Source organism: Bradyrhizobium sp. 2S1 (assembly GCF_011516625.5).
GTDB classification, from domain to species: Bacteria; Pseudomonadota; Alphaproteobacteria; order Rhizobiales; family Xanthobacteraceae; genus Bradyrhizobium; species Bradyrhizobium septentrionale.
Genome location: NZ_CP147717.1, coordinates 1,762,748 through 1,778,157, shown reverse-complemented (window position 1 = coordinate 1,778,157; position 15,410 = coordinate 1,762,748). Strand labels below are relative to the sequence as shown.

Sequence of the window (15,410 nt, the reverse complement as noted above, 5' to 3'; positions counted from 1 at the left end):
GAGCTTGTCTGGATAGTCGCTGTTCAAATCTGGTCGGGTCTGATTCAACATTGGGCGATGAGCAAGTATTTTCGGCCTTGGAACATCGATCAGACGCTGCTTCTGCCGCCGAATGTGCAGGACTTCGTGCCGAAAGGCCATGTCTCGCGGTTTATGGTTGATCTGGTGCGGGAGAGCCTCGATCTCAGGGAGATCATGGGCAGCTATGTGAGCGGGCTTGGGCAGCCGCCGTTTGATCCGCGGATGATGGTGGCGCTGCTGCTGCATAGCTATGCGAGTGGGCTGTATTCGTCGCGTCGGATTGCCAAGGCCTGCCGGGAGCGGAACGATTTTGTGATGATCGTGGCGCTGGATGCGCCGGATTTTCGGACGATCAGCGACTTTCGCAAGCGACATTTGAAGGCGCTCGGCGCGCTATTCGTGCAGGTTCTGAAGTTGTGCGAGACGGCCGGGCTGGTCAAGCTCGGTCATGTCGCGCTGGATGGTACGAAGATCAAGGCGAACGCGTCGAAACACAAGGCGATGAGTTATGAGCGCATGAAGAAGCGCGAGGCGGAATTGAAGGCCGAGGTCGCTCGCATGCTGGCGGCCGCCGAGGCGGCGGATGCCTCGGAGGATGAGACTTTCGGCAACAGCGACGAACTGCCGGACTGGACCGTCGACAAGCAGAAACGGCTGGCGAAGATCCAGCAAGCGATGGCGGCGCTGGAAGCGGACGCCAAACTGGCGGCGGAGGAAGAGCGCCGCATCGAGGCCGAAAAGGAACAGCAGCGCCAGGCCGAAGGCCGCAAGAAGCCGGGCAAACCGGCGGCGCTGCCATCGGAGGAACCCAATCCCAAGGCGCAACGCAACTTCACCGATCCGGAAAGCCGCATCATGAAGTCGAAGGATGGCTTCGTTCAGGCCTATAATGCCCAGGCGGCCGTCGATGCACATGCCCAGATCATTGTCGCGCAAGAACTGACCCAGCACGGCAGCGATCAGGGCCAGTTGGTGCCCCTGATCGAGGCCATCGAGAGCAATCTTGGCCGCAAGCCGCGGCAGGCCTCAGCGGATTCCGGCTACTGCAGCGAAGCCAATCTCGAAGCGCTCGACACACGCAGCATCGATGGCTATGTCGCGCCCGGTCGCGCCAAGCACCCGACAGTAGCGAACGGAAAAGTCGGCGGCCCGCTGACACAGGCCATGCGAAAGAAGATCGACGATGGCGGCTTCGAAACACCCTACCGATTGCGAAAGCAAGTGGTGGAGCCGGTGTTCGGGCAGATCAAACAGGCAAGAGGCTTCCGCCAGTTCCTGTTGCGGGGCATCGAGAAAGTGCGCGCCGAGTGGACAATGATCTGCACCGTCCATAACCTCCTCAAGCTGTTCAACCTCGCAAACGCAGCCTGAGCCTGCTACTCTACAACAAATGCCCGTCACGAAAACATATCTGGACGGGCTCCTAGGGCCTGTTTGGATTCCGGATTCTCATCCTGGCTTGGTTGTGATTCAAGCTTGGGATGGACCGATTCGTTTTGACTGATGCCCAATGGGCGAAGATGGAGCCGCTTTGTCTTGGCAAGCCGGGTGATCCCGGCCGGAGCGGCAATAACAACCGGCTGTTTGTCGAAGCCGTGCTGTGGATTGCGCGCACGGGCAGTCCGTGGCGCGATCTGCCGCGCGCCTTCGGCAACTGGATAACCGTGTACACGCGCTTCCGCGACTGGGCCAAGGCGGGCGTCTGGAAGCGCATGTTTGATGCGGTCTCGGACGAGCCGGACATGGAGTACGTCATGGTTGATGCCACCATCGTCAAAGTCCACCGCCACGGACAGGGCGCAAAAGGGGGACGCAAAACCAGGCGATCGGCCGCTCGAAAGGCGGAATGACCACCAAAATCCTGGCACTGACCGACGCGCTCGGCAATCTCCTGCGTTTCGTGCTGCTGCCAGGACAGCGCTTCGACACGGTCGGCGTCCCGCCGTTGATCGAAGGGCTGACCTTCGATGCGATGATCGCCGACAAGGCGTTCGACAGCAACGCCATCATTGCCGACCTCGACGCACGCGGCGCCAAGGTCGTCATCTCCCAGCACCCGCGGCGCGCAAAACCTCTCGCCATCGACGCGGAAATCTACAAATGGCGACATCTGATCGAAAATTTCTTCTGCAAGCTCAAGGAATTCAAGCGGATCGCCATGCGAGCCGACAAAACAGATATCAGCTTCGAAGCCATGATCAATCTCACCGCCGCTGTGATAAATTCAAGATGAATCCAAACAGGCCCTAGCCCGTCCTATTCGTGAGAGTGCGTTTTTTTAGTCCGATTGATGTGGCCGCACATCTGCTCTGACGAGGCGCGCGGGATTGCCTTCGGCTTTTCACCGCCTGACGACCGGTACTTTGCAACGCGCTTGAGGTGTAGGTTGGGCGAACGGGGGGCGGACGCCCCGCCGGTCAAGGACCGAGCGGCAGCAGCGCGCCTGGCAAGCCGCGGATCAGGTCGGCTTCGGGACAGGCCGCGGCAAACGCAAGGCGAATGCGGCTCGTGGTCTCGACGACACGGGCAGCGAGTTTCAAGAGACGAAGACGCAGCGTCGCGAACTCGGCTGTGGCCAATTCCCGGGCTTTGGGAATCGCGTCGCGCACGGTCAGCATCAGCCAATAAGCGGCGGTGTGGAGAACGAGGCGGACTTGATTGGCGAGCGCCGAACGGCAGCTGGTGCGATCGGAGGCGAGCTGTGTCTTATGCAGCTTGATCAGATTCTCGGCTTGGCCGCGCGCGCAATACAGGCTGTCGTAGATCCACTCGGCCGAGCCGACATCGAGGCTGGTGACGACGAAACGGATGTCGAGGCCGAGCATCGTCGCCTCAATACGGGCGACGGTACGCCGTTCGCGATCCCAGGACTTGGCCTTGTGGCGCGTCTCGGTATAGCCACGCAGAACCGGCAGGTTCTCGATGGCGCGTCGCGTGCGGATGTCGTCGGCGGCCTCGTCGAGTTTTCTGGCGAGCGGCTTGGTGCCGGACAGACCGAAGATGTAGTCGATGCCGTTGGTCTCGCACCACGCCATTGCCTCCGGCCGGGCATAGTGCCCGTCGCCACGGAACGTAATTCGCGTGTTGTGCCACCGCGTCCGGATATGCCGTATCAGGCGGCGCAGATGGGCACGCACCTCGACGCCGCCCGGCGTCTTGCCGGGCCGCAACACGACCGCCACGGGCCGGCTCTTCTCCGTGTCGTAGACGTGGATCGGCAGGAAGCAGCGTTCGTCATAATGAGCGTTGAACAGCGAGAGCTGCTGATGGCCGTGGACGACATCGCAGGTATCATCGATGTCGAGCGTGACGGATGCCGGCTCGCGCGGGTAGCTATCCATCCATGCGTCGACCAAAGTGTAGGTCAGTCGGATCACGTCGCGCAGGCGCGGAGCATTCTCCAGCCGCGACAGCGTCGGTTGGGAACACAGATCGCGACCCGTGTCCGGCAGCCGTCCGCAGGCCAGCTTGAATGCGGGATCGGACCGCAGATGATCGAGGTCGTCGGCGTCCTCGTAGCCGCAGCAGATCGCGAACATGCGCGCGCGGAACATATCGACAAGGCTGTGCACGACCCGCGTCGGATCGCGCCGATCCGGGAACACCCGGGCCAAATTGTCGGCCAAGCCGAGACGCCGCTCGGCCATCGCCAGAAGCATCACGCCCCCGTTCGAGGTCAGCCGACCGCCATCGAAGGCAGCTGTGACTTTCTTGGCGTGAACGGCTGGAAACGAGAAGGGCAGAATCGTATCATCGGTCATGGCGGGCCTGGCGTTCGCGGTTGAGGTGATGGGGTTGGCTTTGCAACCGAATCCTACGCCGCATCAGCGCTTTACACCACGCTCGCCAGCCTCTCAGGCGCACTCTGACGAATAAGACGGGCTAGTGCGCAATTGCGCACGGGAGCAGGGACCCATAACCACCGCTCTTGATTGTTGTACTGAGCTGGGGCCCCAGCTCAGCTAAACCACAAACGCCTGTGGTTATGGGTCCGGGTCGCGCTTCGCTTGCCCGGGACGACAGCGTTTAATTCGGCGAGAGCGTTACTTCGCGGCGTGCGCGCCGCCCTTGCCGCCACCCACGATCACGCCCGCGGCCTTCTCGATCGGCTTGATCGCCGCGGTGAAGTCCGACTCCGGCCCTTCTTCGCGGATGATCACTTCCCAGAGCCGGCCGACCGCTTCGGCGACCTCCATCGAAAGCCCGAGCGAGCGCATCTCCTCGACCGCGAGCCGCACGTCCTTCACCATCAACCCGGTGGCGAAGCCGAAATCGAAGCTGCGCGGCAAGACCGAACGCGGAAACTTGTCGCGGCTCGCGGTGTTCAGCCCCGAGCCCGCATTGATGACATCGATCATCACGGCCGGATCGAGCCCGGACTTGACGCCCATCACCACCGCTTCCGAAGTCGCGACCATCGCGGTCGCCGACAGGAAGTTGTTGGCGAGCTTCATGGTCTGGCCGGAGCCCGGCTTGGTGCCGATGAAGAACACCTTGCCGATCACGTCGAGCGCGGATTTCACCAACTCGAAATCGGCGCGCGGGCCCGACACCATCACCGCCAGCGTGCCTTTCTCGGCGCCGGAGACGCCGCCGGACACCGGGCTGTCGATCTGCACGATGTTCTTTTTCGCCAGCAGGTCGTGGATCTTCACTGCCATCTGTGAGCCAACGGTGGAGAGATCGATGAAGCGCTTGACGCGCGTGCCCTCGATCACGCCGCCTGTGCCGGTCGCGACCTCGAGCGAGGCCTGCAGCGAGGGCAGGCTCGCCATCACGGTCTCGACGCGGTAGGCGATGTCCTTGGGTGAGGTTGCAGCCTCAGCGCCGAGCGCGACCAGCTTGTCGAGCGCGTCCTTGCTGGTGTCGAACACGGTGAGCTTGTGGCCGGCCTCGATCAGCCGGCGCGCCATCGGGAAGCCCATCTTCCCGAGGCCGATGAATCCGATTTCCATGAGTCGTTTCCTCTATGTCGTTTTTCGCGATGCCGCCTCCCCTCGATGTCGTCCCTGCGAAAGCAGGGACCCATAACCCCAGGACCAGATTGTTTGGCTCCGCTGGGGCCACAGCCGTCGTAGCGACAACGAGCTGTGGTTATGGGTCCCGGCTCGCGCTTCGCTTGGCCGGGACGACGATGCGGAGGCAGCAGCGCCTTACGCCTTGTTGTCGAGTTTGGCGAACACCTCGCGCGCGATGCGGAAGCTGTCGACGCCGGCGGGGATGCCGGCATAGATCGAGACCTGCATGAAGATCTCGCGGATCTCGTCGCGGGACACGCCGTTGGTCAGCGCGCCCTTGATGTGCGCCTTCAATTCGTGCGGCCGGTTCAGGATCGAGATCATGGCGAGGTTGAGCATGCTGCGGGTCTTGCGCGGTAGCTCCTCGCGGCCCCAGACCGCGCCCCAGCAATATTCGGTGACCAGTTCCTGGAACGGCTTGTTGAAGCTGTCCGAATTCTTCAGCGCATTGTTGACATAGGCCTCGCCGAGCACCGCCTTGCGGATTTCGAGCCCCTTGTCGCGCGTTTTTTGGTCCATATCGTTTCCTCATGCGTTAAGGCGTTGGTTCGGGCCGGGAAGTTACGGGGTCGAACCGCCGCAGTCACGCCTTCGTGTTATGCGTATTTCCCGGTGTGGGTTACGCCCCGGAACGGGTGCCTCAAAGCCGCCGCTGTGCTAAGCTGACCTGCCGGCTACCCCGGAGATTTTATTGAGCGGAGCCAACATCGACCCGTCCGACAACGCCTCACGCGCCGTCCGCGACAGCGATGCGATCGCGCGGCTGAAACTGACCGAGGCGCTGCAGCGGGCAAGATTTGCGATTGCGTGGGAACGGTCGTGGCCGCATCTGGCGCGGTTCCTGACGGTCGTGGGTCTGTTCCTGGTCGCGTCCTGGGCCGGGCTGTGGCTGGTGCTGCCGTTTGTCGCACGCGTCGCCGGCGCCGGCCTGTTCGCGATCGCCGCCCTCGCGATGCTGTTGCCGCTGCTGCGCTTCCGCTGGCCGAGCCGCGAGGAGGGCCTGAGCCGGCTCGACCGCGGCGCCGGCATCCCGCATCGCCCGGCGACCACGCTCTCCGATACGCTCACCAACAAGGATCCGTTCGCGCTGGCGCTGTGGCAGGCGCAGCGCGAGCGCACGCTGGCCTCGATCAAGCGCATCCGCGCCGGGCTGCCGCGGCCGCGCGTCTCGCTGCATGACCCCTGGGCGCTGCGCGCGCTGGTCATCGTGATGCTGGTCGCAACCTATGTCGCCGCCGGCGACGAGCGCGGCCTGCGGGTTGCCTCCGCGTTCGACTGGAACGGCATCATGGCGCCGCCCAATGTCCGGGTCGATGCCTGGGTGACGCCGCCGAACTACACCGGCAAGCCGCCGATCATCCTGTCGAACGCCAACAAGGACGCCGCCGCGGCCGACAATGCCCCGCTCGCGGTTCCGGCCGGCAGCACGCTTTTGGTGCGCTCCAGCGGCGGCACCATCGACGTTGTCGTCGGTGGCGGCCTCACCGAGGTCGCGCCGGACGGGCAGGCGCCCAAGGGCACCAATGAGCGGCACTTCAAGATCGCCGCCGACGGCACCGCGCATGTCCGCGCGCCGGCCGGCCAGCCGCAGTGGAAATTCACCGCGACGCCGGACCGCCCGCCGTCGATCGCGCTCGCCAAGGATCCGGAGCGGCAGGCGCGCGGTTCGCTGCAGATGTCCTACCGGCTCGAGGACGATTACGGCGTCAGCGAAGCACGCGCGCAGTTCGCGGCGCGGCCAAGCGATGCGCCCAAGGATGGCGCCAAGGATGCTGCTAAGGATGCCGACGGCAAGGCGGCGCAGCCGCGTCCGCTGTTCGAGCCGCCGCAATTCGCGCTGGTGCTGCCCAACGCGCGCACCCGCAACGGCGTCGGCCAGACCGTCAAGGATCTCAGCGAAGACCCCTATGCCGGCGCCGACGTCACGCTGACGCTGACGGCCAAGGACGAGGCCGGCAATGAGGGCAAGAGCGAGCCGTTCAACATGCGGCTGCCCGAGCGGCTGTTCACCAAGCCGCTGGCGCGCGCGCTGATCGAGCAGCGCCGCATCCTGGCGCTCGACGCCAACCAGAACGGCCAGGTGTTCGCCGCGCTCGAGGCGCTGATGATCGCGCCGGAAATGTTCATGCCGGAGACCGGCTATTATCTTGGCCTCCATACCGTCAGCCGCCAGCTCGAGGCGGCACGCACCGACGATCAGCTGCGCGGGGTCGTGGCCAGCCTGTGGGCGCTCGCCGTCACCATCGAGGACGGCAACATCTCCGACGTCGACAAGGCGCTGCGCGCGGCGCAGGACGCGCTGAAGCAGGCGCTGGACCGCGGCGCGACCGACGAGGAGATCAAGAAGCTCACCGACAATCTGCGCGCGGCGCTGGACAATTTCCTGCGCCAGCTCACCGAGCAGTTCCGCAACAATCCGCAGCAGCTCGCCCGGCCGCTCGATCCCAATGCCAAGGTGTTGAGCCAGCAGGATCTCAAGAACATGCTCGACCGCATGGAGCGGCTGTCGCGTTCCGGCGACAAGGATGCGGCGCGGCAACTGCTCGAGCTGATGCAGCAGATGCTCGAAAACCTGCAGATGGCGCAGCCCAATCAGGGCGACGACGACATGCAGCAGTCGCTCAACGAGCTCGGCGACATGATCCGCAAGCAGCAGCAGTTGCGCGACAAGACCTTCAAGCAGGGCCAGGATTCCCGCCGCGACCGCATGCGCGGCAAGCAGGGCGAGCAGTCGATGGGCGACCTGCAGCAGGATCAGCAGGCGCTGCGCGACCGGCTGAAGAAGCTGCAGGAAGAGCTCGCCAAGCGCGGCATGGGGCCGGATCAGCGCGGCCAGAAGGGCCAGGGTCAGAAGGGCGACCAGGCCCAGCAGGGCGACCAAGGCGATCAGGGCGATGACGGCGACGGGCTCGACCAGGCCGATTCCGCGATGGGCGATGCCTCCGGCCGGCTCGGCGAGGGCAATGCCGACGGCGCGGTGGACTCACAAGGCCGCGCGCTGGATGCGCTGCGCAAGGGCGCGCAGAGCCTTGCCGACGCCATGCAGCAGGGCGATGGCGACCAGCCCGGCGACGGCCCCGGCAACCGCGCCGGCCGCCAGCAGAGCGGCGGCAACCAGACCGATCCGCTCGGCCGTCCGCTGCACGGCCGCGAATTCGGCGACGACTACACGGTGAAGATCCCCGGCGAGATCGACGTCCAGCGCGTCCGCCGCATCCTCGAAGAACTGCGCCGCCGCCTCGCCGATCCGTCACGACCGCAGCTCGAGCTCGACTACATCGAGCGGCTGCTGAAGGATTATTGATCTCTCCGCGCCTTTCACTGTCATCGCCCGGCTCGACCGGGCGATCCAGTATTCCAGAGACGTCAGCGATCGAATCGAGAAGCCGCGGCGTACTGGATGCCCCGCCTTCGCGGGGCATGACACAGAATGTGAGGCGAGTTGCTTCGTTCGCAATGACGACGCGAAGAGCTCTCCGCACAATCCTCGTCATGCGCGGGCTTGCCGCCTCCGCTGAGGCTCCGGCGAACCAGCATGCGAAAGCCTCGGCGAAGCCTTGGCGTAGCCGGGCCCCGCGCATCCATCCAACTTCGGAAGACTCATTTTTTGAAGATGGATTGCCGGGGCAAGCCCGGCAATGACGGCTAGCTGGCCTTCCGCGCCGCCAGCGCATCCGCTACCGCAGTGCGGATATCGGCGATCGAGAACGGTTTCGTCACCACATCATGCACGATCGCCTCGAGGCCGGAGGCGCGTTCGCGCTGGTGGGCGAAGCCGGTCATCAGCAGGATCTTCAGCTCCGGGAAGTCGCGCGCCGCGGTCAGCGCCAGCGCGATGCCGTCCATCACCGGCATCTGGATATCGGTGAGCAGGAGGTCGAACGCGCCTTCATCGCGCGTCAGCATCTCCAGCGCCTCGGCGCCGTCCTGCGCGGTCACGGTCTCGTGGCCGTCCATGGCGATGGCGCGCGCCACCAGCGAGCGCATCGAGTCTTCGTCGTCGGCGATCAGAACACGCGTCATGGTGATGGGTCGGTTTCCGAGAGTGTTTGCCGGCAGCTCAGGCGCGGCCGCCGGTGAGGTCATGCTTGTTGAAGAAGCGTACGTCGATATTGCGGCCTTCGGGCGGCGGCGAGGCGAGGCGCGACTTGAAGAAGGCGCGCTCGCCGGGATTGAGCACCGGCTGCTCCAGCACCGCATTCCAGGCATAGATTTCCGCGCCCTGCGCATCGCGGACCGAGAAGCGCAGCCGCGGCAATTCGACCGGCTTCCTGGTCTGGCCGACGATCATGCCCTCGATCACCAGCACCGGCTTGCCGTCGACGGTCTCGTTGGTGATCTTGAGGTCCTTGAAGGCGAGCCCGCGCAGATTCACGTCGAGCCCAACCATCTTGTAGAACAGGGCGGTCTGCGGCAGCAGCCGCACCACGTCGTTGCGCCAGACGAACAGCGCGATGATCAGCGCGGCCATGGCGCCGCAGGTGGTCGGCAGGGCGCCGATCACCGGCATGAAGGGAATTCGGGGCAGGTGGGCAGCCGGAACAGGCGTGGAAGCCGCGGCAAGCGGAAGCGGCGCCGGGTTCCGCTCGCCTCCTGGCCGTCGGCATGGGCTGCGGCATCCGCTGCGGCAACCGCCGGCCACTCGTTCCCCTCGGTGGGCAAATCGGCCGAAATCGAGGGACTTTCGACCACCGGGGTCTCGTCAGCCTCCTCCCGGCCCATCGCGTCCATTCGGCGGCGAGATCGGAGCCTGCGGACTGATGGGCCAAGGCGGGCGCCGTCACTCCGACGGCGTCCTCCGGTCGGGCCAGCCAGACCTCCCGGCAGCGGGAACAGCGGACGCTGCGCCCGGCCTCCCCCAGGGTGGCCGGATTGATGGCATAGGATGTTGTACAATGCGGGCAAACGATATGCATGGAGCCGAATCTCCACCGTGTGGTATGCCCGGATGCTACTGAGCGACCGTTAACGAATCGGAAACCATAACCGACGCACAACCTTTCTGTGCGGTTCGCGGCCGGTCGGCCGGCAGTATGGGGTATTCGGCCATCGGCCCTCTCGAACGGAGCTAGCGCATTGGTTCGGTTCGAAAATGTCGGTTTGCGCTACGGGCTCGGCCCGGAGATTTTGCGCGACCTGTCGTTCATGATCCCGGCGCATTCGTTCCAGTTCCTGACCGGCCCGTCCGGCGCCGGCAAGACCTCGCTGCTGCGGCTGTTGTTCCTGTCGCTGCGGCCGACCCGCGGGCTGGTCAATCTGTTCGGCAAGGACGTCTCCCTGCTGAGCAAGGACCAGGTCGCCGACCTGCGCAAACGGATCGGCATCGTACTGCAGGATTTCCGCCTGCTCGACCATATGACGACCTACGAGAATGTCGCGCTGCCGTTCCGGGTGATGGGCCGCGACGAATCGAGCTATCGCCGCGAGGTGATCGACCTCCTGAAATGGGTCGGCCTCGGCGAGCGCATGGATGCGCTGCCGCCGATCCTGTCGGGCGGCGAGAAGCAGCGCGCGGCGATCGCGCGCGCGGTGATCTCGCGGCCGCAATTGCTGCTGGCGGACGAGCCGACCGGCAGCGTCGATCCGACGCTCGGGCGCCGCCTGTTGCGGCTGTTCATCGAGCTCAACAAATCGGGCACCGCTGTTATCATCGCGACCCACGACATCACGCTGATGGATCAATACGAGGCGCGGCGGCTGGTGCTGCATCAGGGACGGCTGCACATCTATGAATAGGAGCGGCGACGAGAAAGTGTCGTTGGTCGATCTCGGGCGCGAGCGCCCGCAGGTCCCGGCCACGGCGCGCAACATGTCGCCGATCGTGCCGCGCGCCTCGATCTCGGGCCGCGCGCTGGTCGCGGTGGTCGCGATCATGACCTTCCTCGCCTCGCTGACGACCGGCACCGTGCTGCTCGTCAGTGCGTCCGCGGCCGAATGGCAGTCCGAAGTGTCGAGCGAGATCACCATCCAGGTGCGCCCCTCACCGGGCCGCGACCTCGATCGCGACGCGCAGGCGGCTGCGGATGCGATGCGGGCGCAGTCCGGCATTCTCGAGGTCCGGCCGTTCAGCAAGGAGGAATCCGCCAAGCTGCTGGAGCCGTGGCTCGGCAGCGGGCTCTCGATCGAGGAGCTGCCGGTGCCGCGCGTCATCGTGGCGCGGGTGCAGCCCGGCACCACGCTCGATCTCGCCGCGCTGCGCGCGCGGGTGACGCAGGTGGCGCCGACCGCAAGCGTCGACGATCATCGCGCCTGGATCGAGCGCATGCGCTCGATGACCGGCGCCACCGTGTTTGCCGGCGTCGGCATCCTCATCCTCGTGATCATCGCCACCATCATCTCGGTGTCGTTTGCGACCCGCGGCGCGATGGCATCCAACCGTCCGATCGTCGAGGTGTTGCATTTCGTCGGCGCCGGCGACAGCTACATCGCCAACCGCTTCCTGCGGCATTTCCTCCGGCTCGGCCTTGAAGGCGGGCTGATCGGCGGCGGCGCGGCGATGCTGGCGTTCGGCTTCTCCGAGTCGATTGCCAACTGGTTTTCCGGCACGCCGGTAGGCGACCAGTTCGCGGCTCTGCTCGGCACGTTCTCGCTGCGCCCATCGGGCTATCTGGTGCTGGCGATGCAGGCGGTGCTGATCGCGGCGATCACCGCCTGGGCGTCGCGGCGCACATTGTTTGCCACGCTCGACGACATCGATTGACGGCGCACGACAGCGCAACCATGAGGTCAGTCGCGTGATCGCATTTCGCCGCCAGAGTGTGATCCCGCGCGTATTCGCGCAGCCGTCGTCACGGCAAAACCGGGTTTCCACTTTTCCAGTTCATGCATTAAAATCGCCCGGGGGGAAGGGTAACCGCATCACATGAGTTTGCAGTCCGACGATACGTCGCCGAATGGCTATGCCGCGCCTCCGCGCGGCTGGCTGCGCGCCGTCATCGTCGTGCCGCTGGCGCTTGGCTTCGTTGCCGCGGCGGTGGGCTTTGTCGGCTTCCTCTCGCAATTGCGCGGCGTCGAGACCGACCCGCCGCACAATGCCGACGGCATCGTGGTGCTGACCGGCGGCTCGTCGCGGGTGTCGGACGCGATGGAATTGCTCGCCGCGGGCTACGGCAAGCGGCTGTTGATCTCGGGCGTGCATCCGACCAACGACGCCGGCGACATCTCCCGCTCGGTGCCCGATAGTCGGGGGCTGATGAGCTGCTGCGTCGATCTCGACCGCTCGGCGGTCAACACCCGCAGCAATGCGGCGGAGACGCGGCGCTGGGCGCGCGAGCGCGGCTTCAAATCGCTGATCGTGGTGACCTCGAACTACCACATGCCGCGCGCGATCGTGGAACTGTCACATGCGATGCCCGACGTCACGCTGATCCCGTTCGCGGTCGTTGGCGACAAATGGCGCGACGAGCCGTGGTGGACCAGTGGCGGAACCTTTCGTCTCTTGCTATCGGAATACGCCAAATATGTCGCCGCGGAGGTCCGGGTGCGGCTCGCCGATATCGGCCTCGACCTGACTTCCGATCTCGCCGAGCCGGCAGCCGCACCGCGCCGTCCGGCGACGGCGCAGGCGAATTAGGATTAGGCATGATCCGGAAAAGTGCGGAGCGGTTTTCCCTCGCGACAAACGCGGAACGCGTTTGCGCGGAGATCATGCTCAAACAAGGACTGAAATGATCTTCCTGCGCTCGCTGATCTTCAACGTGCTGTTCTATCTGGTGCTGGTGGTGCTCTGCATCATCGCGCTGCCGGCGCTGCTGCTGCCGCGCGGCGCGATGATGGCACTCGAAGCCGCCTGGGCCAGCATCAGCCTGTTCCTGATGCGCGTGGTCTGCAACATCAAGATCGAGTTTCGCGGCGTCGAGAAGATTCCGAAGGGACCACTGGTGATCGCCTCGAAGCACCAGTCGTTCTGGGAGACCTTTGCGCTGGTGCGCTTCTTCGACCATCCGTTGTTCATCCTCAAGCGCGAGCTGATGATGATCCCGGTGTTCGGCTGGTACCTCAAGAAGGTCGGCATGATCTCGGTCGAGCGTGGCGGCGGCCCGCGCTCACTGATCAAGACGCTGAAGCGCGCGGCGGCCGAGGTGAAGCTCGGCCGTCAGCTCGTGATCTTCCCGGAGGGCACGCGCACCGCGCCTGGGGCTGTGCCGAACTACAAGGCCGGCGTCGCGCAGATCTATGCCGAGAGCGGCGTGCCGTGCCTGCCGGTCGCGCTCAATTCCGGGCTGTTCTGGCCGCGCCGCACCTTCATGCGCTATCCCGGCACGCTGGTGGTCGAATTCCTCGATCCGCTGCCGCCGGGATTGCCGCGCGACGAGTTCATGACCCGCCTGCGCGACCAGATCGAGACCGCCACCAGCCGGATCGTCGAGGCCGGCCGCGCCGAGCAGGCGCAATTGTTCGGCGGCGTGCCGAGCGAGGCGAAGGGTTAGGGCGGAAGCCTTTCCACAAATCGCCGTGCCCGAAGCCGTCGTCCCACGGCTGCATGGCCGCTCAATCTCCATCCCTATTGTTTCGGAAGATTGCCGGCCAACCGCCTTCTGCAACCATCGGTGGATCGCGTCAACATTTTCCGAAACGTGAACGCGACAGTCGGAGATCTGTCACAGCAGTGTTGCGATCCGCCGCTTATGAGCAATCCATTTGATCTTCAGAAAATGGGGGGCTCTCGGATGTTCAAGACAATCTCCACACCACAAGCAATCGGCCGCGCAATTGTCCGGCGCCTGATCGCGGGGACGGCTCTCTCACCGGTGCTGTTCGCAGTCCATCCGTCCTTTTCCCAGATTGCAGGCAATCCGCACGAATTGCTCGTCAGCGGCGCGCTCTACGCAGGCAAGCCGTCGACCGTCGCCGTGGGCCAGACCCTGCCGACGGGCGGAATTGCGGTGGCTGACGGCACCTATCCGACGGTCTTCAACAATGTGGCGGTTGATTCGAACTTCGGCGTGACTGCGCCGGTCGTGATCAAGAAGTTTCACCTGGAAGGCGGTCGCCTTCGCGAAATCGGCGCGCTGACTGTCCCGGCAGACGTGGCGGTGACAAGCTTCAGCTCCAAGTCCGAATTGTCGCTTCACCTGTCGCCCGACGGCAAGGCCGTGACATTCATGGGCTACGACGCTGCAGTGAACGAGCTGGACGTCTCCAACTCCAATTCGCCCAATCATGTCGATCCCACCAATCCGGACACCAGCGTGCATGCACGCGTGGTGGCGGAGCTCGGTTTTGACGGATCACTGCACCGGACCAAGGTCAACGTTTACAGCGGCGACAATGGCCGCGGCGCGATCCGCGCCAACAAGGTCAACGGCACCCAGGCCGACCAGTATTTCACGGTCGGCAATGCCGGTAACGGCAGTGGCATCCAGCCGGTGCTGATCGTCAATGACACCGGCGTTCAACTCGCGACGCCGGGCAGCGATGGTTCTGACACCGTGGTTGGCGTGCAGCAGGGAACGCCCGGCAGCAAGAACGGCTTTCAGTTCGGCTTCTCCGTCGGCCAGCTAGGCTTTGCCGCGGACAAGTCCGGCAAGGACGACAATTTCCGCGGCCTCGCGATCTCTGACAACACGCTCTACGAAACCAAGGGCAGCGGAAGCAACGGCATCAACACGGTCTATCAGGTCGGCGCGCCGGGAGTTCTCCCGACCCGGGATACGGCCGCCGCGACGGCGTTCAGCATTCTTCCGGGTTTCCCGAGCAATCCCGCGGTGAACTCCGGCGCGAACGGCTTCTATCCCTTCGGCATCTGGTTTGCCAATGCGACGACGCTTTATGTCACCCAGGAGGGCGACGGCAACCTGGCCGACGCGGCAACGTCGCCGACGGCGGGCCTTCAGAAATGGGTCTATGCGAACGGCAGCTGGAGCCTTGCTTACACGCTGCAGAAGGGGCTGAACCTCGGCACGGCCTATCATGTGAAGGGATATCCGACCGACCCGGCGACGGGCGGCCTGCGCAACATCACGGGCCGCGTGAACCGCAACGGCACGGCGACGATCTTCGCCGTGACGTCGACGGTGAGCAATTCGGTCGAGCCCGGGGCCGATCCGAATCTGGTGGTCGCCATCACGGACAAGGTGGCGGCGACGGCGCTTCCGGCGAATGAGGCCTTCGATGTCGTCGTGCCGCCGGCCTTCGGCATGGTCTATCGCGGTGTGTCGTTCGCTCCCGTCAATTGCGATGGCGATCATGGCCGGATGAAGGACCATGGCCGCGGCAATGACGACGGCAAGAATCCGCAGGACGATGTCTGCGGTCCAACCAGGATCGCGGCGGGTCACTGATCGTCCGCAGTGACCGGAGCTTTGCTGGCTCCGTGTGCAAGGCGGGTGACGCGCGGCCGGCTTCACCCGCGCGTCTCACAAACCGTCA

12 protein-coding genes and 2 pseudogenes are annotated in these 15,410 nt (G+C 64.8%); 8 read left to right on the top strand and 6 right to left on the bottom strand.

Annotated elements, in window-relative coordinates; all coding sequences use genetic code 11:
- Nucleotides 1-57 precede the first annotated feature (57 nt).
- Nucleotides 58-1,392, top strand: coding sequence for an IS1182 family transposase (locus HAP54_RS08510; protein WP_166202952.1), 1,335 nt, complete (start codon nucleotides 58-60; stop codon nucleotides 1,390-1,392).
- Between the two features lie 110 nt (nucleotides 1,393-1,502).
- Nucleotides 1,503-2,254: pseudogene (locus HAP54_RS08505) on the top strand (IS5 family transposase).
- A 184-nt stretch (nucleotides 2,255-2,438) separates the two neighbouring features.
- Here the strand turns inward: HAP54_RS08505 and HAP54_RS08500 are convergent.
- The 3 genes from HAP54_RS08500 to HAP54_RS08490 form a co-directional block, all read right to left on the bottom strand.
- Nucleotides 2,439-3,782 carry an IS1380-like element ISBdi2 family transposase gene (locus tag HAP54_RS08500; RefSeq protein ID WP_166204320.1) on the bottom strand — a complete coding sequence of 448 codons (1,344 nt, stop codon included), beginning with the start codon at nucleotides 3,780-3,782 and terminating at the stop codon, nucleotides 2,439-2,441.
- A 282-nt stretch (nucleotides 3,783-4,064) separates the two neighbouring features.
- Complete coding sequence (locus HAP54_RS08495) at nucleotides 4,065-4,976, bottom strand: NAD(P)-dependent oxidoreductase (protein WP_166299378.1); 912 nt, start codon at nucleotides 4,974-4,976, stop codon at nucleotides 4,065-4,067.
- A gap of 198 nt (nucleotides 4,977-5,174) precedes the next feature.
- A complete protein-coding gene (locus tag HAP54_RS08490; protein ID WP_166299377.1) occupies nucleotides 5,175-5,558 on the bottom strand; it encodes a carboxymuconolactone decarboxylase family protein in 384 nt (127 codons plus the stop codon).
- A 172-nt stretch (nucleotides 5,559-5,730) separates the two neighbouring features.
- Here HAP54_RS08490 and HAP54_RS08485 point away from each other — a divergent pair, with 172 nt between their 5' ends.
- Nucleotides 5,731-8,343: a TIGR02302 family protein gene (locus tag HAP54_RS08485; protein WP_175619392.1), complete on the top strand. Its 2,613-nt coding sequence runs from the start codon at nucleotides 5,731-5,733 to the stop codon at nucleotides 8,341-8,343.
- Between the two features lie 341 nt (nucleotides 8,344-8,684).
- Here HAP54_RS08485 and HAP54_RS08480 read toward each other — a convergent pair whose 3' ends face one another.
- The 3 genes and pseudogenes from HAP54_RS08480 to HAP54_RS52435 form a co-directional block, all read right to left on the bottom strand.
- Nucleotides 8,685-9,062, bottom strand: coding sequence for a response regulator (locus tag HAP54_RS08480; RefSeq protein ID WP_166299376.1), 378 nt, complete (start codon nucleotides 9,060-9,062; stop codon nucleotides 8,685-8,687).
- Between the two features lie 37 nt (nucleotides 9,063-9,099).
- Entirely contained in the window at nucleotides 9,100-9,549 is a 450-nt protein-coding gene (locus tag HAP54_RS52440; protein ID WP_414646187.1) for a hypothetical protein, read from the bottom strand.
- A gap of 346 nt (nucleotides 9,550-9,895) precedes the next feature.
- A pseudogene (locus HAP54_RS52435) lies at nucleotides 9,896-9,955 on the bottom strand (MJ0042-type zinc finger domain-containing protein); the annotation flags it as partial.
- Between the two features lie 160 nt (nucleotides 9,956-10,115).
- Between HAP54_RS52435 and ftsE the strand changes: the two are divergent.
- From ftsE to HAP54_RS08450, 5 genes are all read left to right on the top strand, one after another.
- Nucleotides 10,116-10,775, top strand: coding sequence for a cell division ATP-binding protein FtsE (gene ftsE / locus HAP54_RS08470; protein WP_029079730.1), 660 nt, complete (start codon nucleotides 10,116-10,118; stop codon nucleotides 10,773-10,775).
- Nucleotides 10,768-11,739 (top strand): cell division protein FtsX, encoded by a 972-nt coding sequence (locus HAP54_RS08465; RefSeq protein ID WP_166299375.1) that lies wholly within the window; start codon nucleotides 10,768-10,770, stop codon nucleotides 11,737-11,739. Before ftsE ends, HAP54_RS08465 begins: the two co-directional genes overlap by 8 nt.
- 162 nt (nucleotides 11,740-11,901) lie before the next feature.
- On the top strand, nucleotides 11,902-12,612 hold the full coding sequence (locus tag HAP54_RS08460; RefSeq protein WP_166299374.1) for a YdcF family protein: 711 nt from the start codon (nucleotides 11,902-11,904) through the stop codon (nucleotides 12,610-12,612).
- A 94-nt stretch (nucleotides 12,613-12,706) separates the two neighbouring features.
- Entirely contained in the window at nucleotides 12,707-13,468 is a 762-nt protein-coding gene (locus tag HAP54_RS08455; RefSeq protein ID WP_166299373.1) for a lysophospholipid acyltransferase family protein, read from the top strand.
- Between the two features lie 240 nt (nucleotides 13,469-13,708).
- Nucleotides 13,709-15,322: a hypothetical protein gene (locus tag HAP54_RS08450; protein ID WP_166299372.1), complete on the top strand. Its 1,614-nt coding sequence runs from the start codon at nucleotides 13,709-13,711 to the stop codon at nucleotides 15,320-15,322.
- Nucleotides 15,323-15,410: the final 88 nt, after the last annotated feature.